2 protein-coding genes (1 of these 2 cut by a window edge) are annotated in these 23,882 nt (G+C 74.5%); both read left to right on the top strand.

Features of this window, described 5'->3' with window-relative positions; translation table 11 throughout:
- On the top strand, positions 1 to 11,442 hold an 11,442-nt coding region (locus tag ACFCZF_RS30125), incomplete at its 5' end, for an SDR family NAD(P)-dependent oxidoreductase (protein WP_376674307.1).
- Positions 11,439 to 23,882, top strand: the 5' portion of a protein-coding gene (locus ACFCZF_RS30120) for an amino acid adenylation domain-containing protein (RefSeq protein WP_376674306.1). 9,708 nt of this gene lie beyond the right edge of the window; the window shows 12,444 of its 22,152 coding nt (coding positions 1-12,444); it begins with the start codon at positions 11,439 to 11,441; its stop codon lies off the right edge, out of view. The genes ACFCZF_RS30125 and ACFCZF_RS30120, both read left to right, overlap by 4 nt.

Raw genomic sequence — 23,882 nt, 5'->3', positions numbered from 1 at the left:
GCCGACGCCGACGCCGACGCCGACGCCGACGCCGACGCCGACGCCGACGCCGACGCCGACGCCGACGCCGACGCCGACGCCGACGCCGACGCCGACGCCGAGGCCGCGGGTCCGGCCGACACGGTCGAGGTGCTCCGCCTGGAGAACGTGGTGTGGTCACGGCCCGTCGTCGTGGGGGACGGGACACAGACGGTCCGCACGGTCGTGAGGGAGACCGCGAACGCCCGGACCGGCGGAGAGGGTGCGGCCACCCGGGACGCCGCCCCGGACATCACGCCGGACCGCTCGACCGCAGCGGAAGGTCCGGTTTCCTTCGAGATCCGCGCCGCCGACGTCGTCCACGCGCGTGGAGTCGCCTCGCGCACGCGGACGGCCCTGCCCGAGCCCATCGACCTCGAGGCGCTGACATCCCGTACGGGCGCGGCGGGGCTCGACGTCGACGACTTCTACGCGGCGCTGCGCGCGAGGGGGCTCGACTACGGTCCCGCGCACCGGGCGGTGCGCGCGATCCGCCTGGGCGACGGCGAACTCCTCGCCGAACTGGCCGTGCCCGACGAGGTCGTGGCCACCCTCGACGACTACGTACTGCACCCCAGCGTGCTGGACGGCGCGCTCCAGGCGGCGTTCGCGCCGGACCACCACGCGACGGAACCGGGCGGCCTCGCGCTGCCGTTCGCCCTCGACCGCGTCGACGTCCACGGGGCGACGCCGCGCACCGCGTACGTGTGGATCCGCGCCGTGCCGACCGCATCGCGCCAGGTACGGCGGTGGGACCTCGACCTCTGCGACACCCGGGGAAGGATCTTCGCGCGGCTGCGCGGCTACTCCATGCGCAGGACCACGGAGGTCACCGCGGAGGCGGGGGCCACGCACGACGTGACGCTGTTCCGCCCGGTGTGGCGCGAGGCGGACGCCCCGGCGGATACCACCGCTCCCGCGCACACGGCGCGGCTCGTGCTCGCCTGCGGCTTCGCCGACCGGCTCGACGAGCTGCGCGGCCTGGCTCCGGAAGCAACGTTTCTGGAGCCGCCCGAGCAGGCATCCGCCACCCGGTCGGCCACCACCCCAGTGGCGGACGCCGTCGCCGAGCACGCCGTCGAGCTGCTCCGCGCCATCCGAGGGCTGCTCGCCGGCAAGCCGACGAGATCGGTCCTGCTGCAAGTCCTCACGCACGCCGAGGGCGAGCAGGCGCTCCACCAGGCGCTGTCCGGGCTCCTTCGCACGGCCCGCCTGGAGAACCCCGCCCTCGTCGGCCAGCTCGTCGCGGTGCCCGCCGACGCGTCCGCGGCGTACCTCGCCGAGACCCTGGAAGCGGAGAGCCGCCGCACCGGCGACCAGCGGATCAGCCACGGCGACGGTACCCGCAAGGTCCTCAGCTGGGAGCCCCTGGACGAGACGGCCGCGCCCGGCGCCGCGCCCGTGCCGTGGCGGGCAGACGGCGTGTACCTCATCACCGGCGGCGCGGGCGGCCTCGGCCGCATCTTCGCCAGGGACATCGCCCGCCGCGTTCCCGGAGCCGTGCTCTGCCTGACCGGCAGGTCCCCGCTCGGCCCGGCGATCGAGACGGAGCTCGCGGCACTGCGCGCCGAGGGCGCGCGCCCCGAGTACCACGTGCTCGACGTCACGGACGCGCGCGCCACCGAGCGCCTCGTCCGCAAGCTGACGCGGCGCCACAAGGCCCTGCACGGCGTCCTGCACGCCGCCGGTGTCCTGCGCGACGCCTTCCTCCAGCGCAAGTCCGACGCGGAGTTCCGCCGCGTTCTCGCCCCCAAGCTCGCCGGCTGCCGCGCCGTCGACGAGGCCACCAAGGGCCTCGACCTGGACTTCTTCGTACTGTTCTCCTCCGTCATGGGAGCGACCGGCAACGTGGGCCAGGGCGACTACGCCGTGGCCAACGCCTTCCTCGACGCGTTCGCGCACCACCGCGGCACGCGTGTCGCCGCGGGCGAGCGCAGCGGGCGGACCCTGTCGGTCGCCTGGCCGCTGTGGCACGGCGGTGGCATGGGCGCGGACGAGGACACGCGCAAGGCCCTGCGGCTGCGCGGCTTCCTGCCCCTGGCCACGGACGCGGGAACCGACGCGTTCCACCGCGCTCTGGACAGCGCCCAGTCCCACGTCGTCGTCTGGGCCGGCAACCGCGCGGCCGGCGTGCGTGCGCTCCAGGACGATGCGCCCGCCCCCGAGGCCGCCCGGCCCGCGCCCCCGCGGCCCGCGAGGGCGGGCGAGCCCGACGTGCGGGCCCTGCGCGCCCGCACGGAGGAGTTCCTCAAGGCGGAGCTGTGCCGCCTCACCCAGCTGCCGCCGGGCGAGATCGACGACACCGAACCCCTGGGCTCGTACGGCATGGACTCGATCCTTGCGGCCGAGCTGACGGCGGGCCTGGAGAAGACGTTCGGCTCGCTGCCGAAGACGCTGTTGTTCGAGTACCACACGCTCGCCGAGCTCGGCGGCTATTTCCTCGACGGCCACCGGGCAGTCCTGGAGGGCATGTTCGCGGGCGTCCCCGAGCGGCCGCAGGCGCGGGTCGCGGAGCCCTTGGCAGCCCCCGCGTCGGCGCGCGCGGCGACGACGGTGCCCCGGCCGGAGGGCCGCGCCGACGCCACCGCGACGGAGGACACCGCCCTGGACATCGCCGTCATCGGCCTGTCCGGCCGCTACCCACAGGCACGGGACGTCCACGAATTCTGGGACAACCTGCGCGCCGGGCGCGACTGCGTAGTCGAGGTCCCCGAGGACCGCTGGGACTGGCGGGATTACTACGAGCAGGACCGCACCGTGCCCGGCCGCCACTACAGCAAGTGGGGCGGGTTCATCGCCGAGGTGGACCGTTTCGACCCGCTGTTCTTCAACATCGCGCCCCACGAGGCGGACTACCTGGACCCGCAGGAGCGGCTGTTCCTGGAGCACGCCTGGACGGCGATGGAGGACGCCGGGTACACCCGGGAGCGGCTCGGGCGCGCCACCGGCGACGGCGCCGCGGGACGGGTCGGCGTGTACGCGGGCGTCATGTGGGGGCAGTATCAGCTGCTGTTCCCCGACGAGGGCGCGGGCCGCGGCAACCCCCATGTCCTCGGCAGCAGCTACGCGAGCGTCGCGAACCGTGTCTCCTTCGTGCTGAACCTGCACGGCCCGAGCATGACTGTGGACACCATGTGCTCCAGCTCGCTCACCGCCGTGGAGCTGGCCTGCCGCGACCTGCGCGGCGGCCGCACCCGGCTCGCCTTCGCCGGCGGCGTCAACGTGACCGTGCACCCGAACAAGTACCTGGGCCTGAGCACCGGCCAGTTCATCTCCAGCCAGGGCCACTGCGAGAGCTTCGGCGTCGGCGGCGACGGCTACATACCCGGCGAGGGCGTCGGCGTCGTCCTGCTCAAGCCCTTGCGCGACGCCGAGCGCGACGGCGACCACGTCTACGGCGTCATCAAGGGCAGCGGCGTGTCCCACGGCGGCCGCACCAACGGCTACACCGTGCCCAACCCGCGCGCCCAGCAGGCCGCGATCCAGGACGCGCTGAGCGAGTCCGGCCTCGACCCGCGGGCCATCAGCTACGTCGAGGCGCACGGCACCGGCACCAAGCTCGGCGACCCCATCGAGATCACCGGCCTCAGCCAGGCCTTCACCGCCGCTTCCCAGGACGGGGCGGGACCGGCGGCGCGCTGCTACCTCGGCTCGGCGAAGTCCAACATCGGCCACTGCGAGAGCGCCGCGGGCATCGCCGGGCTCACCAAGGTCCTGCTCCAGCTCCAGCACGGCCGGATCGCCCCGTCACTGCACTCCGCGACGCTCAACCCGCACATCGACTTCTCCCGCACGCCGTTCGTCGTCAACCAGGAGCTGCGCGACTGGGAGCGACCCGTCGTCGACGGGCGTCCGCAGCCACGGATCGCCGGAGTCTCCTCGTTCGGCGCCGGTGGCGCGAACGCGCACCTGATCGTGGCCGAGCACACCGACCGCCGCCCGGCCCCCGCCGGACACGGACCGCAGCTGTTCCCGCTCTCGGCGAAGGACGCCGACCGCCTCCGCGTCTACGCCCAGCGGCTGCTGGACTTCGCCAAGGACACACGGAACAAGGCGGGGACCGCCGACGTCACCCCCGCGGACCTCGCGTACACCCTCCAGACCGGGCGCGAGGCCATGGACGAGCGCCTCGGTGTCGTCGCCGACTCCTTCGCCGCGCTCGCCGAGAAGCTGGAGCGCCATCTGGCCGGTGACACCGCTGTCGACGGAGTCTGCCGCGGCAACGCCAAGCGGGACCGGAAGACACTGGCCGTCGTGCCCGCCGAGGAACTCGCCGAGACCGTCGCGGCCTTGGCGCGGCGCGGCAAGCTGACCGAACTCCTGGAACTGTGGGTGCGCGGCGCCGCGCCCGACTGGCGAACCCTGCACGTCGAAGCGGCCGCCGTGCCGCGCAGGATCAGCGCGCCCACGTATCCGTTCGCCCGCGAGCGGCACTGGGTACCGGAAGCCGTGCCCGTCCCTCCTCGTACGGAGCCCGCCCCTGTCACCGCCGATCCCGCGTTCGGTACGGCGCTCTACCTTACGAAGCAGTGGCGCCCCGCTCCGGCTGCGCCGGGCCGGTCCGCGCCGTCGTCCGGCGCCCTTGTCCTGCACGACCGCGGGACCCGGCACCTCGCCGAGCGCATCGCCGGGCTCCTCGACGCCGCCACGCTCCTGGACGCGTCGGACCCCGACGCGGACGGCGTCGTCGACCGCGGCGCCGCCGGCTGCTCCGCCCTGATCGACCTGACCGGGATCGGGGACGGCACCACACCGTCCGGGGGCATCGACCGGATCGCGGAGGACAGCGCCTCCGGCCGCGCGCTCGCACTGCTGCGGCGCGTGCTCGACGCGAAGGCGTCGCGGGACGTCCGGTTGCTGTTCGTGACCCATGGCCTGGAGGCCGTGGACGCGCCGGGCGCGTCCCGCCGCGGACCGCTGGCGGGCGCCGCGCGGGCCGCGCTCTACCGGATGCTCCAGAGCGAGTACCGGGGCCTCGCGTCCCGTCACGTGGACCTGGACCCGGACGTGCGGGACGCCGCCGCGCTCGCGGCCGTCGTCCACCGGGAGCTACTCGACGACGGGCCCGCGCCGGAGGTCTGCCACCGCGACGGCGCCCGGCTCACCCCCGTTCTCGCCGAGTCCCCGGTGCCCACCGGGCCCCGGCCCGCCCCGCTCGCCTTCACCGCCGACGAGGTGCTGCTGGTCACCGGCGGCACCCGGGGCATCGGGCTGCTGTGCGCCCGGCACTTCGTCGCCCGCCACGGCGTACGAAGGCTCGTCCTGACGGGCCGTGAGGCCCTGCCGCCGCGCCACCTGTGGACGGACCCGGCCGCCTGCCCGCCCGCCGTGCGGGCGAAGACCGACGCCGTCGCCGCCCTGGAGGCACAGGGCGTCGAGGTGAGGGTGCTCGCGCTGCCGCTGGACGACGCGGACGCGGTGGCCGAGGCCGTCGCGCACGTCACGTCGACGCTGGGTCCGGTCGCGGGCGTGCTGCACGCGGCGGGCCTCGTCGACACGGACAACCCGGCGTTCGTCCGCAAGCCCGTGAGCGGCATCGCCCGGGTCGTCTCACCCAAGATCGACGGCACCGTTCACCTGCTCTCGGCCCTCGACCCGCGCGCCCTGCGCTTCGCCGTGCTCTTCTCGTCGGTCTCCGCGGTTCTGCCCGCCCTGGGCGCCGGACAGAGCGACTACGCCATGGGCAACGCTTTCATGGACTACTACGCCCAGGCGCGCGCCCACGAGCTGCCCGTCACCAGCGTCCAGTGGCCGAGCTGGCGCGAGACCGGCTTCGGCGAGGTCACGAACAAGGCCTACACCGACACCGGCCTGCTCAGCATCACCAACGCCGAGGGCCTGGCCTTCCTCGACGACATCCTCACCGCGCCGCGCGGCCCCGTGGTCATGCCGGTCCGGGTCGACGCGGCCCGCTTCGACGCGACCGCCCTCCTGGACGCGCGCCCGGCCGCCCCGGCCGCCCCTGCCCCCCGGACCCGTACCGTCGAGACCCGGCAGGACCCCGCCGGGTCCGCTTCCCTCGTCAGGGACCGGCTCACCGCCTTCCTCAGCGATACCTTCAGCAGTGAACTCGGCCTCAAGGTAGGCCAGTTGGACGGGTACACCTCCTACGCCGACTACGGCGCCGACTCCATCCTGCTCGCGCAGGTCCTCCAGCGGATCCGCCGGCGCCTCGACGTGCCGCTCGACCCGTCGGTCCTCCTGGAGTACCCGACCCTGAGCGAACTGGTGACCTGGCTCCTCGACACCCACCCGGCGGAGGTCGCCGCGCGCTTCGGTACCGAGCCGGTGCGGGACCAGGAGCCGGGCGGGGCTCCGGCCCGGCCCGAGCCGTCGCCGTCCATCGCCGTGCCCTCGCCCCCGGCCGCTGCGTCGGTCCGTACCGAGTCGCGCGGCGCGGCCGAGGAGGCGTACCGCGCGGGCGGCCACAGGGTCGCCGTGGTCGGCATGGCCTGCCGGCTTCCCGGCGCGCCCGGCCTCGACGCCTACTGGGAGCTGCTGTCCCGGGGCCGCCGCGCCGTGCGCGAGGTGCCCGCCGAGCGCTGGGGGCGGCCGACCGGCTTTCGCGCCGGACTCGTCGACGACGTGTACGGCTTCGACGCCGGGCACTTCATGCTCCACGCCGAGGACGTCCGCGCCATGGACCCGCAGGCCCTCGTCCTGTTGGAGGAGAGCCTCAAGGCCGTGCACCACGCCGGCTACCGGGCTGGCGACCTGGAGGGCTCGCGCACCGGCGTGTACGTGGGCGCCCGCAGCGGGCAGCGCCCCGACGGCACGCTGGTCGAGAATGCCCGCAACCCCATCATGACGGTGGGCCAGAACTACCTGGCCGCCAACGTCTCCCAGTTCTTCGACTGGCGCGGACCCGCCATGGTCATGGACACCGCCTGCTCGTCCGCGCTGACAGCCATGAAGGTCGCCACCGACGCGCTGGCCGCGGGCTCCGTCGACTTGGCCCTGGTCGCGGGCGTCAGCCTGCTCGCCGACGCCGAGGCGCACGAGCTGTTCCGGCGTCGCGGACTGCTGCGCGAGGACGGGGAACTCCATATCTTCGACCGCCGCGCGGGCGGCGTCGTCCTCGGCGAGGGCGCGGGCGTCGTGCTGCTCAAGCCGCTGGCCGCAGCCGAGCGTGACGGTGACACCGTGTACGCCGTCGTGGAGGGCCTCGCCGTCAACAACGACGGCCGCACGGCCGGACCCGCCACGCCCAACCTCACCGCCCAGAAGCAGGTGATGCGGGAGGCGCTGCGCCAGGCCGGCTGCGCCCCGCGGCAAGTGGGCCACCTCGACGTCAACGGCTCCGGATCCGAGCTGACCGACCTCCTGGAGCTGAAGGCCGTCCAGGAGGTGTACGGAACGGACCGGACCGCGCCGCTGCACGTCGGGTCGATGAAGCCCAACATCGGGCACCCGCTGTGTGCCGAGGGCATCGCCGCGTTCATCAAGGTGGCGCTGACGCTGCACCACCAGCGGTCGGTGCCGTTCCTCTCGGGCGAGCAGCCCATGGAGCACTTCACGATCGACCCCGCCGCCCTTCGCCTGCCCCGCCACGCCGAGCCCGTGGACCTCGCGTACGCGGCGGTGAGCAGCTTCGCCGACGGTGGCACGAACGGGCACGTCGTCCTGGGCCGCGCCCCGGCGCGGCGCCCCGGTCACGAGCCGCGCGGCCCCGTGCCGCTCCCGGACCTCGACCGCCGCGACGTCCGCACCGGCGCACCCGTCGTCGCCACCGGCGATCCCGCCTGCGACGGCGATCCCGCTGTCACCGCCGGGGAACAGGTGTGGACGCGGCGCGTCGACGCCCGCGACGCCGTCGTGGACGGGCACCGCGTCTACGGGCGCAGGCTGCTGCCCGGCCTCGCCTGGATCGACCTCCTGTACGGCTGCTGCGCCGACCTGGCACCGGACGCGTCCACCGCCGGGCTCGCGCTGCGCGACCTGTCGATCTACCGGCCGCTCGCCGTGGACGAGGGCGGCGCCGTGGACCTCCGCGTCGTGGCGCGCGCCACGGCCGCGGACGCCTGGCGGATCACCGTCACCGACGCCGTACGCGGCGACGCCGGAGCCCCGGAGCCGTACGTGACCGCCGACGTCCACCTGACGGACGGCACCACCGCCTTCGACGAGACGGTGCCCGCCGATGTCCTCGACGCGCTGCGCGCCCCCGGCGAGGACGCGCGTGACCTCACCGAGGTCTACCGGAGCTTCCGCTCGCAGGAACTGGTCCACTCGGGTGTGATGAAGGCCGTCGGCTCCGTGCACACCACGTCCGACGCCATCTGGGTGAGCGTGGCGGTCGACGGGTCCGCCGCACCGGCGCACCGGTTCCACCCGGCGCTCATCGACGGCAGCGCGGTGGCGGCGAGCGCCGTCGTCCTGGGCGGCGAGCCGCGGCTCTTCCTGCCCCTGCACTACGCCTCGTTCCGGGCCGCGGCGCCGCTGGGCCGCGCCTGCCACACGCGCGTGCGGCGCGCCGGGATCACGCACGGGGACGAACTGCTCACCTTCGGGATGGAGTTCTTCGACGAGCACGGCCGCAAGCTGGGCGAGCTGACGGGGCTCACCACCAAGGCGGTGCGCGACGCCGGGCACATCGATCCCGCGCGGAGCACGACGTCTGAGCCGGTGCCCGCGGCCGTGGCCGCCCCGGCCGACAGGAACGTTCCCGCGGCCGCGCCGGCGGACGACGCGATGCAGACGCTCGTACGGTCGGTCGTCGCCGGCCGGCTCGGCGTGCCCGAGGACCGGATCGACGGGGGCGCGAGCTACTACGCGCTGGGCCTGGATTCCGCGACGCTGCTGCGGATCGCGGCGGAGCTGGGGGAGCGGCTCGGCACGAAGCTCGCGCCGACGCTGCTGTTCGAGCACGCCTCTGTGTCCGCACTCGCCGGGCACTTGGCACGCCACCACGAGCCGGTCGAGGCGCCCGTCGCGGCCGTCGCCCCGGTCGGGGCCGCCGACGTGCCCGAGTACGCCGAGACGCCGCACCCCGCCGCGGCCCCGGCCACCACCGGCGCCGCGGGTCAGGACATCGCGATCGTCGGCATCAGCGGCCGGTACCCGAAGGCGAGCGGCCTCGCCGAGTTCTGGGAGAACCTCAAGTCCGGGCGCGACTGCGTCGGCGAAGTACCCGAGGACCGCTGGCCCGGCGACACCTTCGCCGGTGAGCGCACTCCGTCGGGGCGGCCGATGTCCCGTCTGGGCGGCTTCCTCGACGACCCCGACTGCTTCGACGCGGAGTTCTTCGGGATACCCGACGCCGAAGCGGCCCAACTCGACCCGCAGGAGCGACTGTTCCTCGAAGTATGCTGGGAGGCCGTCGAGGACGCCGGTTACACGCCCGCGGGCCTCTCCGGGGCCGGGTCCGGGGGCGGGTCCGCGGACGGCGGCCGGCGCGGGGCCGTCGGCGTCTTCGTCGGCGTCATGCACAAGGACTACGTCCTGGTGCAGCACGAAGCGGCGGACGGCGCCCCGGCCGCGCCCCTGGCGCTGAACGCCGCGGCCATCGCCAACCGCGTCTCGCACGTCTGCGACTTCCACGGACCCTCCCTCGCGGTCGACGCCGTGTGCGCCTCGTCGCTGAGCGCCGTGCACCTGGCCGTGGAGAGCCTGCGGCGCGGCGAGTGCGACGCGGCCCTCGCGGGCGGTGTGAACCTCTCCCTGCACCCCGCCAAGTACCGCACGTACGGCAGCCTCGACCTGCTGGCGGGCGAGACGCCCGCTCGCTCCTTCGGCGCCGGCGGCGACGGCTACGTGGCGGCGGAGGGCGTCGGCGCGGTGCTCCTGAAGCCGCTGGACCGCGCGCTCGCCGACGGCGACGCCGTGTACGCCGTCATCAAGGGCACCGCGGTCAACCACTCCGGGCGCACCCCCGGCATCCGGGTGCCGTCCGTCGCCGCGCAGGCGGAACTCATCGAGACCTGCTTGGAGCGCGCCGGGGTCGACCCCGGGACGATCGGCTACCTCGAAGCCCACGGCACGGGCACCGAGATCGGCGACCTCATCGAAGTGCAGGGGCTGCGCAGGGCGTTCGAGAAGCACACCGGCGCCAAGGGCTACTGCGCGCTCGGCTCGGTCAAGTCCGCCATCGGCCACGCCGAGGCGGCCGCCGGGATCAGCGGGCTCACCAAGGCGGTCCTCCAGCTCCACCACCGCACCCTGACGCCGCTCGTCGGCGGCGCCGGGACAAACCCGTATCTCGACCTCGCCGACTCGCCGTTCCGGCTCCAGACGGAGCTCGCGGAGTGGACGGTGGACGCGGCCGGCCCCGGCACGCCGCGCCGCGCCGGAGTGAGCGCGTTCGGCGCCACGGGCACCAACTCCCACGTCGTCGTCGAGGAAGCACCCCCGGTGCTCGACCACGCCCTGCGGGGCGACGCGGCGGGCCCCGTGCTCGTACCGCTGTCGGCGACCGACGGCGACCGGCTGCGCGCCTACGCGGACAGGCTGCTGCGCTTCCTGGACACCAAGGAGGGGGCCGCGCTCGCCCCCGCGGCCCTGGCCCGCACCCTGCAGACCGGGCGCGTGGCCCTGGCCGAGCGGGCGGTGATCCTCGCGCACGACCTGGACGAGGTCCGCGAGGGCCTGGAGGCCGTAGCCCGCGGCACCGGCGCCGACGGCACCGGCGTCCGGGTGTGGCGCGGCCGCGTGGCGGATGCGGCCGCGGAGGCACGGCTCCTCGACGAGGACGACGTGCGCGCCGAACTCGTCGGCCGGTGGGCGGCACGGGGCAAGTGGGGCAAGGTCGCCGAGCTGTGGCTCGACGGCTACGCGGTCGCCTGGCCCGCCCCGCACGGCACGGTGGCCCCGCGGCGCGTGCACCTGCCCACGTATCCGTTCGCCAAGCGGCGCCACTGGGTCGCGACGCTCGAACGCACCGCAACCGCACCGGTTCCGACGACCGCCTCCACCGCGACGGCCCCTGCCCCCGCGACCGGTGGCGTCCACTGGCACTTCGTCCCGGACGGCGCGGCGCCGCCCGCCTCCGCCCACCGGGCCGACCTCCCCGCACAGGAGAAGGCCCGCGGCTACCTGCGCCGGCTCGTCGCCGCCCGCGTGGGACGCCCCGAACGGGACATCGGCCCGCACGACGGGCTGATCGACCTCGGCCTGACGTCGCTCGGCGCCGTCGGCCTCAGCAAGGAACTGGCGGCCACGGTCGCGCCGGGCTTCGTGCCCAGCGCCCTGTTCGAGTACGGCACCGTCGCCGAACTCGCCGGGCACCTGGCGGCGAAGTGGCCCGCCGGCCTGGCACGCCTCGTCGCCGCCCGCCCAGAGACCCCCGACTGGGGCCGGCCGGCCCCCGGGGCGGACGAACGGCCCACCGCGCCCGACGTCCTGGACGTCCTTGAGTGCCTGCGCACCGGCGCCCTGCACCTCGACGACGCCATCGCGCTCCTCGACGAAGAGAGTCACGAGAAGTGAAGCACGAGCTCAGCGCCCTCATCGCTGACTACAAGGCGGGCAAGGTAGACGCCCGTGAGGTCGGCGACCTCCTGCGCGACCTGCGCGACCGGGCCGGGGAGCCCCGGCCCGCCGGGAAGTCCGCCCATCCCCTCTCCGAGGGCCAGCGCGGACTGTGGGCGCTCCAGCGGGCGTACCCGGACATGGCCGCGTACAACGTGCCGCTGTGCTTCCGCGTCAGCGGCCTGGACCCGGCGGTGTTCCAGGACGCCTGCCGGGCGCTGCTCGTGCGCCACCCCGAGCTGAGCACGGTGATCCGCCAGGACGCGGGGGAGCCGACGCAGTCCTTCGACCCCGCCCGCGCCCTCGACTTCGCGACGGTCGACCTGACGGACACGCGCGACGAGGGCGAGGCCCTGGCCGCCGTCGAGCGTGCGAGCAAGCGGGTTTTCTCCCTCGGCGGGGCGGCGGGGCAGGACGGCGACCGGCTGTTCCGTGTCCGCGTGTTCGACCGCCCGGCGGGCGAACACATCGTCCTGATCGTCGTCCATCACATCATTTTCGACGGCACGTCGGCGAACCTCGTACTGAGCACCCTGTTCGAGGAGTACGAGGCGCGGCTGAACGGTGCCCCGGCCGCGAGCCGCGACCCGGAGGACGCCGCGGGCTTCCACGACTTCGTCCGCGAGGAGCGCCGCACCCTGGCCGAGCGCGCCGCCGAGCGCCTGCCCTACTGGCGTGAGCGGCTCGCCGCGCCCCTGCCCGTCCTCGACCTGCCCGCCGACCGCCCGCACACGGCCCTCGCCGACCGCTTCGCCGGAAAGACCCTCGTGACCGAGGTGCCCGCCCAACTGGCCGCGCGCGTCGCCGAGTTCGCCGCCGCACGGCGCACCTTCGTGTCCACGGCCATGCTCACCGCCTACGCGGCGACCCTGGCGACGTACTCAGACGCCCGTGAACTCGTCGTCGGCATGCCCGTGAACGAGCGCGACGACGCCCTCGCCCGGGCCGTCGGCCTGATGATCAACATGGTGCCGGTCCGCGTCGCGCTTCCGCCCGACGAGCCCTTCGAGCAGCTGGTGACCCGCGCGCAGCGGAACGTCTCCGACGACCTGCTGCACGGTCACCCCTTCCCGGCCCTCGTGCGGGAGCTCGCGCACGGCACCCCGGCCGGACGCTCCCCGGTGTTCCAGACGGCGTTCGTCTTCCAGGACGTCCTCGACGGCATCGCCGAGGCCGACCGGCCCTACCGGCTCGTCGAGGAGCTGCACCAGGAAGGGGAGTACGAACTCTCCGTCGAGGTGTGGCCCGGCGGCGGGGGCTACGCGCTGTACTGGAAGTACCAGCCGGAGCTGTACGGCCACGCCTTCGTCGAGGAACTGGCGTCCCGTTTCCTGGACGTCCTGGAGGCGGCGTGCGAAGAGCCGCGCACGACCGTGGCCGCGCTGCGGCGGCGGAGCGGCGAGCGGTGCGTGCAGGATCTCGTCGACGAGACCGCGCGCCGCACCCCGGACGCGGTCGCCGTGGCCGGTCAGGAGGAGGTCCTGACCTACGAGGCGCTCGGCGCCCGCAGCGCCGCGCTGGCCTCCTGCCTGGTGGCGCGGGGCGTGCGGCGCGGCGACCTGGTGGCGGTGCTCCTCGACCGCTCGCCCGACCTCGTGGTGACCCTGCTCGGCATCCTCAAGGCGGGCGCCGCGTACGTCCCCCTCGACCCGGGGCTGCCCGCTGCCCGGCTCACGGACATCGTGACGGACAGCGCCGCCCCGCTGATCGTGACCCAGGCCCGGCACGAGGCCCGCGCACGGGGCCTGGCGGACGGCGGCGACACCGCCGCGCCCGAGCTGTTCGTGCTCGACGAGGAGCGGGACGCGCTCGCGGCCGCCCTCGGCACCGGAGCGGTCGCCGTCCCCGTGACCGCCGACGACCTGGCGTACGTCATCTACACGTCGGGCAGTACAGGACGCCCCAAGGGCGTGATGATCCCGCACCGGGGCTTCACCAACCTGCTCGGCTCACTGCGCCGCGAGCCGGGTATGACCGCGGCCGACACCCTCTTCGCCGTCACCACCGTCAGCTTCGACATGGCCCAGGTCGAACTGCTCCTGCCGCTGGTGTGCGGGGCCCGCGTCTACGTCTGCGACGGCGAGGACGTGAAGGACGTCGAGCGGCTCAAGGAGCGTATGGCCAGGGTACGGCCCACGGTCATGCAGGCGACCCCGGCGACGTGGAGCATGCTGTTCCACTCGGGCTGGCGCAACCCCGAGGGCGTCCGGGTCCTCTGCGGAGGCGAGGCGCTGCCCCGCACGCTCAAGGAGTTCTTCCGCGCCACCGGAACCGAGGCCTGGAACCTGTACGGGCCGACGGAGACCACCGTGTACTCCACCGGCGGCCTCGTCCGCCACGACCGGCCGACCACCATCGGCAAGCCCGTCGCCCACACCCGGGTCCACATCCTCGACGAGCGGCTGCGCCCGGTGCCCCACGGGGAGACCGGCGAGCTGTGCATCGCGGGGAAGGGCCTCGCCAAGGGCTACGTGGGCCGGCCCGACCTCACCGCTGAGAAGTTCGTCGACCATGACCTGGTGCCCGGCGGCAAGCTCTACCGCACCGGGGACCTGGCCCGTTGGACCGAGGACGGCGAGATCGACTACCTGGGCCGGAAGGACTTCCAGGTGAAGATCCGCGGCTACCGCATCGAACTGGGCGACATCGAGTACCACCTGGGCCGCCACCAGGGCGTCGCCGAGTGCGTCGTCGTCGCGCGCGGCGAGGACGGTGCCAAGCAGCTCGTGGCCTACTACGTGCCGCGCGGTGCGGGCGCCCGCACCGACGCCTTCAAGGAGCATCTGCGCGCGCTGCTGCCCGCGTACATGGTCCCGGACTTCTACGTGCCGCTCGACGCCGTCCCGCTGACGGACAGCGGCAAGGTCGACCGCACCGCCCTGATGCGGCGTGAGGTGTCCGCCGCGCCCGCCCCGGCCGCGCGCACCGAGCGGCCCGGGCGGCCTTCCCGTGACATCGAGCGCGACGTCCTCGCCTGCTGGCAGGAGGTCCTGAAGGTCCAGGAGCTCACCCCGACCGTCTCCTTCTTCGAGTCCGGCGGCAACTCGCTGTCGGCGGTGGTCCTCGCGGACCTCATCAGCCGCCGGCTCGGGGTGCCGTTCGCTGCCGCCGACCTGTTCAAGTACGCCACCCCCGCCGATGTCGCCGCGTACGTGCGGGAGCAGGCGCCGGACCACGCGGAGCACGAGGAGCCGCCGTCCGTCACCTCCGCTCCCGTGCGGGAGCCGGAGCCGCAGCGTGCCTTGCTGCCCGAGGACGCCGTCGCCGTCGTCGGCATCTCCTGCCGCTTCCCCGACGCCCGCGACCACTGGGAGTACTGGGAGAACCTCAAGCGAGGCCACGCATCAGCCGGCCGTTGGAGCGAGGCGGAGCTGCGCGCGGCCGGCGTGCCCGAACACGTCCTGCGCGACCCGGACTTCGTGCCGCTGCGCTCGGCGCTCGATGGCAAGGAGGAGTTCGACGGCACGTTCTTCCGCCTGTCGCCCCAGCACGTCGAGCTGATGGACCCGCAGTTCCGCCAGGTCCTGCTGCACGCCTGGAAGGCCGTCGAGGACGCGGGCCGCGACCACCGGGAGATCCCGAACACCGGGGTGTACGTCTCCACCGGCAACCACCACTACGGCGCCCCGGACGACACCGGCGAGACACCCGCCGCGGTCATCGAGGACCCCCGGCAGTACCTGTCGTGGGTGATGAGCCAGAGCGGCACCGTCGCCTCCATGGTGTCCTACCAGCTCGGCTTCGGCGGCCCGAGCATGTCCGTGCACTCCAACTGCTCGTCCTCGCTGAGCGCGCTCGCCCTCGCTGCCCGCGCCGTGCAGACCGGCGAGACGGACTTCGCCCTGGTGGCGGCGGCCTCGGCGAACAGCGTCGACGGGCTCGGCTACGTCCACAAGACGGGCCTCAACCTGTCCGGCGACGGCCGCGTCAAGGCGTTCGACGCGGACGCCGACGGCATGGCGGGCGGCGAAGGCGTCGTGGCCCTGCTCGTCCGCCGCGCGGCCGACGCCGTCGCCGACGGCGACCACATCTACGGACTGCTGCGCGGCATCGCCGTCAACAATGACGGCGGCGACGCCACCGGCTTCTACAGCCCCAGCGTCAATGGCCAGTCGCGCCTGATCCGGCAGGTCCTCGACCGCACCGGCGTCGACCCGCGCACCATCGGCTACGTCGAGGCCCACGGCACCGGCACGAAGCTCGGCGACCCCGTGGAGGTCGCCGCCCTCACCGAGGCGTACCGCGCGTTCACGGACGACACCGGCTACTGCGGCATCGGCTCGGTGAAGACGAACCTCGGCCACCTCGATACCGCGGCCGGGCTCGCCGGCTGCGTCAAGGTGCTTCTGAGCCTCTACCACGGACAGCTCCCGCCGACGCTCCACTACCGCGAGCCCAACCCCCAACTGCGCCTGGAAATATCGCCCTTCCACGTCGTCGACCGGCTGCGCGACTGGCCCGCCGGCACTGGGCCGCGCCGCGCCGCGCAGAGCTCCATCGGCCTCGGCGGAACCAACGCCCACGCCGTCTTCGAGGAGTACGTCCCCACCGCCGACGCCCCGGCGCGCGCCGACGGCGCGGGCGCGCCGCAGCTGGTGCCGCTGTCCGCCCGCACGCGTGACGACCTCGTGCGCGCGGCTGCCGCACTGCACCGGCACCTGACAGGCCCGCACGTCGCCGAGCTGCGCCTCGACGACGTCGCGCACACGCTGCGCACCGGCCGGGTCGCCATGGCCCGCCGCGTGGCGTTCGTGGTGCGCGACCTCGAGCGGTTGGCCGCCGAACTCGACGCGTTCGTGCGCGACCCGGACGGCGACGACACCGCGCGCCGCTTCACCGGACCCGCCGCGGGCCCCACCGAGGGCGCCGCGCGCAAGCACACCGCGCGGCTGGCCCGCGCGCTCGCCGACGGCAAGCTGAAGAAGGCGGCCAAGGCCTGGGCGCGCGGCGCCGACGCCGACTGGAGCCCGCTCACCGGGCAGCGTCCCGCCCGCCGGGTGAGCCTGCCCGGGTACGCCTTCGCGCCGGTGGCCCACCCGTACCCGGCCCGCGCGTCGCACGCCCGGGCCGCCGCGCCCCGCCCGGACGAGACCCCCGGCACACCGCTCGCGCACCCGCTGCTGCACGAGAACGTGTCGCGGCTCGACGGGCAGCGCTACCGCTCCGCCTTCACCGGCGACGAGTTCGTGCTGCGCGACCACGTCGTCGACGGCAAGAAGTTGCTGCCCGCCGTCGCGAGCCTGGAGATGGCCTGCACGGCCGTGCGACGGGCCCTGCCCGAGGCGGCCGGGCAGCGCGTCGTCGTGAGGAGCGTGACATGGGCGCGCCCCGTCGTCGTGGACGACGGCGGCAGGCAGGTGGAGTTCACGCTCACCCGCGACGGCACGTCCCCCACCGGACCGCTGAGCTTCGCCCTCCTGACGGACGGCGACCAGGTGTGCGTCCAGGGCCGCGTCATCACCGAGGCGGCCGCGCCGCCGCCCCGCGTCGACCTCGGCGACCTGCGCGACCGGCTGCGCCTCACGCCCCTCGCGGGCGAGGACGTGTACGCGCACATCGCCCGTGCGGGCGTCGCCTACGGCCCCGGCTTCCGCCTCGTGCACGTGCTGCACCGGGGCGAGCGCGACGGGCGCCGCGAGGTGCTCGCCGAACTGCGGCTGCCCGCGCACCTGCGCGCCACCGCGGACGCGTACGCCCTCCACCCGAGCATCCTCGACGCCGCCGTGCACGCCTCGCTCGGCCTGGACCCCGCCTTCGACTCCGCCACAGCCGTGCCGGTCGCGGACGGGACCACGCGGGTGCCCTTCGCCCTCGACCGGCTCGACGCGCACGCGCCGTTCGACGAGACGATGTACGCCTGGGTGCGCCCGGCGGCGCGGCATGTCACGGGCGCGGAGCGCGTCCTCGACATCGACCTCGTCGACCCGGCCGGCCGGGTCTGCGCCACGCTGCGCGGCCTCGCCTACCGCGCCCTGACCGCCCCCGGCCGCCGGGAGCCCGCCCGCGCCTCCGAGCTGCGCACGCTCCTTCCCGTGTGGGAGCCCCGGCACCCCGCCGAGACCCCCGCCCCGGCCGACAGTCCGCGAGGGGCGGTGCTCGTCTTCGACGCCGACCGCGGGCTGCGCGCCGAATTGGCCGCGCTTCACCCCGACCACCAGCGCGTCGACCTGCCCGACGGCGCGTCCGTCGACGACATCGCCGCACTGATCCGCTCCGCCTGTGCCGCGACCGGCGGCCGGATCGCCCGGATCGTCTGGGTCGCACCCGCCGAGCACCCCGACGGCATGGTCCAGGGCCAGGAGCGCGGCGCCGTCGAGGTCTTCCGGATCGTCAAGGCCCTGCTGGCCCTCGGCCACGGTACACGCGACCTCGCCTGGTCCCTCTACACGTTCGGCACCCAACTCGTCCGCGACCTCGACCCGGTCGCGGCCACCCACGCGAGCGTCCACGGCCTGGCGGGCAGCCTCGCCCGGGAGCACCCGCGCTGGACGGTCGACCTCGTCGACCTGCCGCACCCGGACTCCGGCGACCGCGCCGGCGACCGCCTGGGCGAGGAGCGGCACCTCACCGGCGTGCGCCCCGGCACCACCGTGGCCCTGCGCGGCGGCCGCTGGTTCTCCCAGGAGATGCTGCCCACCACCGCCCCGGAACCGGCCGCGGGCCCCTACCGGCACGGCGGCGTCTACGTCGTCATCGGCGGCGCGGGCGGCATCGGCGAACTGTGGAGCCGGTACATGGTCGACCGGTACCGCGCGACGATCGTGTGGATCGGGCGGCGCCCCCTGACCGACGCGGTCGGGCGGAGCCTCGCCGACCTCGCCGAGCGGGCCCGCGCCGCGGGCGCGGCCGCCCCCTCCTATGTCCAGGCCGACGCCCGCGACCACGAGAGCCTGCGGGCCGCCCACGCGCGCGTCAAGCGGGACCACCCGCGCGTCGACGGCGTCGTGCACTCCGCGATCGTCCTCGCCGACAAGACCCTCGCGCACATGGACGAGGACCGCTTCCGCGCCGCCCTGACCGCGAAGGCCGACGTCGGTGTCCGCGTCGCCGACGTGTTCGGGGCCGAGCCGCTGGACTTCCTGCTGTTCTTCTCCTCGGTGGAGAGCTTCGTCAGGGCCCCCGGGCAGGCCAACTACGCCGCGGGCTGCACCTTCAAGGACGCCCTCGCGCACGCCCTGAACCAGCGCGGCACCACCGTGGCCAAGACGGTCAACTGGGGCTACTGGGGCGTCGCCGGCGTCGTCAGTGACGCCTTCTACCGCGAGCGGATGGCCGCCGCCGGAGTCGACTCGCTCGACCCCGACGAGGCGTTCACCGCCCTGGAGTCCTTCCTCGCGGGCGAACACGGACAGATCGCGCTGATGCGTACCTTCGGCGACGAGGCGCTGCGCGGCCTCGCCCTGGACGAGCGGCAGGGGCACCACCGTCCCGCGCTGCCCTCCGTGCGCGACGCCGTCGTGGCCGCCCACCGCGCGCCGCACGGCGAGGTGGAACGGCTGCGCCGCTTCCTGCCGCACCCGCGCATGCGCGAACTCACCCTGCACCTGCTGTACGCGACGCTCCGCGACCTCGGTGCCGAACGCCCGGACAGGTCCGGGCACCGCGTCCTGCCCCGGTACGCGCGCTGGCTGGCGGAGAGCCACCGGCTGTTCGCCGAGGCCGGACCCGGTCTCGCCGCACATGACCTGGACAGTGCGGAGCTGTGGCGCCAGTGGCGGGCCGACCGCGACGGCCGGCAGGCGGGCGACAACCAGCGCGCGCAGACCGACCTGGTCGAGTCCTGCCTCGAAGCCCTGCCGGACGTCCTCACCGGCGCGCGCCAGGGCACCGAGATCCTCTTCCCGGGCTCCTCGCTGTCCCGCGTCGAGGGCGTCTACCGCGGCGACCCGGTCGTCGACTACTTCAACGACCGGCTCGGCGTGCTCGTCGCCGACGCCGTACGCGCCTGGGGCGCGGCCGAGCCGGAGCGGCGGCTGCGCGTCCTGGAGGTCGGCGCCGGGACCGGCGCGACCAGCGTCAAGGTTCTTCAGGCCCTCGAACCGTTCGGCGACCGCATCGTCGAATATCACTACACCGATCTGTCCAAGGCGTTCCTGTTCCGCGCCGAGGAGCGCCTGAAGCCCCGCTACCCGCACGTGACCACCGGCATCTTCAACGCCGAGCACGCGCCCGGGCCGCAGGGCGTCGACCTCGGCGGCTTCGACGTCGTCGTGGCCACGAACGTCCTGCACGCCACCGCCGACATCTCCCGCACGCTGCGCAACGTCAAGGCGACCTTGCGGGAGGGCGGCCTGCTCCTCCTCAACGAGATGAGCCGCAACACGCTCCTCGCGCACGTCACGTTCGGCCTCACGGACGGCTGGTGGCGGTACCGGGACGCGGCCCTGCGCATCCCCGGCAGCCCGGTGCTCTCCGCCGAGAGCTGGCGCGAGGTCCTGGAGGACGAAGGGTTCCGCACCGGCGCCCAGCCGGACACCGAGGCCCACGCCCTGGGACAGATGCTGCTCGTGGCCGAGAGCGACGGACGGTTCCGCACGACGGACGCCCCCCGGGCACCCTGGGTCCAAGCCCAGACCGCGCCCCGCCCCGCCGCATCCTCCGGCACGCAGCACGAGCCCGCCGTGGCCGTGCCCCTCGCGGACGACGAAACAGAGTTGCGCGCACGGACCGCCGACTACTTCGAGCAGTTGCTGCGCGAGGCCCTGCACTTGGCGGACGAGGACCTCGACCCGGCCAAGGACCTGCACGACTACGGCCTCGACTCCATCCTCGTATCGGGCATGAACAGCACCGTGGCCCGCGACTTCGCAGATGTCAGCAGCACCCTGTTCTTCGAACTGCGCACGCTGGACGAGCTCGTCGAGCACTTCCTGGAGCGGCGGCGCCCGGAGTTGAGGACGCTCTTCGGCCTCGGAAGCCGGGGCTCCGACGCCTCCCTCACCGACCGGGCCGTCGCGTACGTCACCGGCCTCGTCGCCGAGACCCTGAAGCTCGACCCCGAGCGGTTCGACGCGGACGCCGACCTGTTCGGCCTCGGCCTCGACTCCATCCTCGTGGTCCAGCTGAACAACACGCTCGGACGGGACTTCGAGGATCTCAGCAGCACGCTGTTCTTCGATCACTCGACGGTCCGCGACGTGGCCGCCTACTTCACACAGACGCACGCGGCACGCCTGGCCGAGGTCCTGGGTGCGGGTGCCCCGGAGGCCCCGCCGCGGGCAGACACCCACCCAGCACCGGTGATCACAGAGGTCCGGGAGGCCCGGTCGGCTCCCGAGGTCCGGCGCGGGCCCGAGCGGCAGTCCGCCGACATCGCCGTCGTGGGCCTCGCGGGACGCTACCCGGGCGCCGAAAGCCCCGCGCGCCTGTGGGAGAACCTGACCCGGGGCAAGAGCGCGACCGCGCCCTACCCGGCCGACCGCTGGTGGTGCGACTGGCAGGACGGGGAGCGCCCCTGGGGCGGCTTCCTCGACGAAGTGGCCTCCTTCGACGCCGCGTACTTCGGCATCGACGAGCGTCAGGCCGCGGCCATGGACCCGCAGGAACGGCTGTTCATCGAGACCGCGCACGGCGCCGTGCAGGACGCGGGCTACACGCCCGCGGCCCTCGCGGGACACGGCCGCGTCGGCGTGTTCGTGGGCGTCATGAACGCCACGTACAACGGACGCACGGCCTACTCCTCCATTGCCAACCGCACCTCGTACCTCTTCGACTTCCAAGGGCCGAGCGTGGCGGTCGACACGGCCTGCTCCGGGTCGCTGACAGCCCTGCATCTGGCCGTGCAGAGCCTGCTGTCCGGCGACAGCGCCTGTGCGGTGGCGGGCGGCGTCAACCTGGTCCTGAACACGGACCACTTCGAAGTGCTCCGGGAGCACGGCCTGCTGTCGTCGGGCGAGCGATGCCGCCCCTTCTCCGAGCACGCGGACGGGTTCCTCGTGGCGGAAGGCGTCGGCGCCGTGGTGCTGCGGCCGCTGCGCGACGCGGTGGCCGCGGGCGACCACGTCTACGGCGTGATCAAGGGAAGCGCCGTCAACTCCGGGGGCCGCACCAGCCGGTACAGCATGCCGAGCCTGGACGCGCAACGCGACGTCGTCACCCTCGCTCTGGCCCGCGCCGGGGTCACGCCGGACACGGTCAGCTATGTGGAGGCCCACGGTACGGCGACGCCCCTCGGCGACTCCCTGGAGATCTCCGCGCTCAGCCGCGCGTTCGCCGGCGACCGCCCGGGGCAGTACTGCGCGGTCGGCTCGCTCAAGTCCAACCTCGGCCACTGCGAGAGCGCCTCCGGCATCGCGGGCCTCACGAAGGTCCTGATGCAGCTGCGCCACGGCACGCTCGCGCCCTCGATCAACGCCGAGGACCTCAACACCGGCATCGTCTTCAAGCAGTCGCCGTTCCACGTCCAGCGCGAACTCGCCCCCTGGAACCCGGTCGACGCCGACGGGCGCCCCCTGCCGCGGCGCGCGGGCATCTCCTGCTTCGGCGCGGGCGGCTCGAACGCACACCTGATCATCGAGGGATACGAGAACATGCCCGACGACCAGGCACGGACCGACGAGGTGGCGGCCGACGAGGCCTGCCTGGTCCCGCTGTCGGCGCACACCCCCGAGCAGCTGCGCACGGCCGCCGGGCGGCTGGCCGCACACCTGGGCGACGTGGAGCGCGAGCGGCGCCCGCTGCCGCTGCGCGACATCGCGTACACCCTGCAGACCGGCCGCGACGAACTGCCCGTACGCCTTGCGCTCCTCGTCCGCTCCACCGCCGAACTCGACGCCTTGCTGGCGGAGTTCAGTGAGCACGGCGTCGCGGGCCCTGGCCGGTACGCCGACCTCACCAGCACCAGCACCAGCACCAGCACCAGCACCAGCAGGAGCACCAGCACCAGCAACAGCAACAGCAACAGCACCGGCACGGGTATGTGGCCCGCGGCGGGTGGCGTGGCCAGTGACCCGCACGCGGCGGCCCGTGCCTGGCTGACCGGAGCGAGTGTCCCGTGGGGCGAGCTGTACACCGGGCGCCCGCCGCGCCGCGTCAGCCTGCCGACGTACCCGTTCGCGCGACGCGCCCACTGGTACGAGCCCGCCGGGCACGGGGACGAGCCCGCTGCCGACGCGCTGCCCCGGGCCGCCGAACCCGCGTCCGCCACCTCGGACGAGGCACACCCTGAACCGCGCCCCGAGCCGCGCCCCGCGAGCGGCACCGCCGACCTCCGCGCCTGGCTGCGCGCCGCGCTGGCCGACGAGCTGGACGCGGCGCCCCACGAGGTGGCCACCGGCCGCGAGTTCGCCGCGCTCGGCGTCTCGTCGATGGGCCTGGTGCGCCTGGCCAGGCGGGTGCGCGACGAGCTCCACGCGGACTTCGCATCGGCCGCGCTCTTCGAGCACCGGACCGTGGACGCCCTGGCCGCGCACCTCGGCGGCCTCCTCCCGCCGGTGGCGCGGATCCCGGTCGAGGCCGACGCGTTCGTGCCGCACCCGCTGTCCGAAGGGCAGCGGGGCCTGTGGAGCCTCCAGAGGTCCGCACCCGACGCGAGCGTGTACAACGTGCCGCTCTGCTTCGAGGTGACCGGCCTCGACCTCCGCGCCCTGCGCACCGCCTTCGACGGCGTCCGCGTCCGCCACCCGCTGCTCGCGGCCGTCGTACGACGGGACGGCGACCGCCTCGTGTTCGCCCGGCCCGAGACCGCGCGGGCTGCGCTCACCGAGCACGAACTGACCGCGACGGACCCCGGCGAGGTGCGCGCCCGGCTGCGCGCCCACGCCCGGGAACCGTTCGACCTGGAGAACGGCCCGCTGTGCCGGCTGAGCGTCTTCCACGGCGCCCCCGGCACAGACACCTCCTGGGTGCTCCTGAACGCCCACCACCTCGTCCTGGACGGCGCCTCCGCCGTCACCCTCGTCAAGGACCTGCTGGCCGCCTACCGGAGCGCCGCCGAGGGTGTCGCGCCGTCGCCGGCCGTCGAGTCCGCGTCGTACGCCGAGTTCGTCGCCGCCGAGGCCGCCCTGCTGGCCGGGGACGAGGGCGCGGCCCGGCTCGCGTTCTGGCGCGGCCAACTGGCCGCGCTGCCGCCCGTCCCCGCCTTCCCCACGGACCGGCCGCGCTCCGCCCCGGAACGGGGACGGCACGGCGCCACCGAGGTCCTGCGGCTGCCCGCGGACCTCGGCGACCGCGTCGCGCGGTTCTCCCGCGAGCGGGGCGTCTACCCGTCCGCGGTGTTCCTCGCCGCGCACCAGGTCCTGCTGCGGCAGTACACGCAGCAGGACGACCTCGTCGTCGGCATGCCGGTCAGCACCCGGCCCGGCGGCCGCTCCGACGGCACGGTCGGCCACTTCGTGACCATGGTGCCGGTCAGGACCAGGACGTCCGGCGGCCGCACGTTCGCCGAACTGTGCGCGGAC

The sequence above is a fragment of the Streptomyces sp. NPDC056296 genome (assembly GCF_042268605.1).
GTDB lineage: Bacteria > Actinomycetota > Actinomycetes > Streptomycetales > Streptomycetaceae > Streptomyces.
Note: the sequence above shows the minus strand (reverse complement) of the source record. Positions and strands in the feature narration are given on the sequence as shown.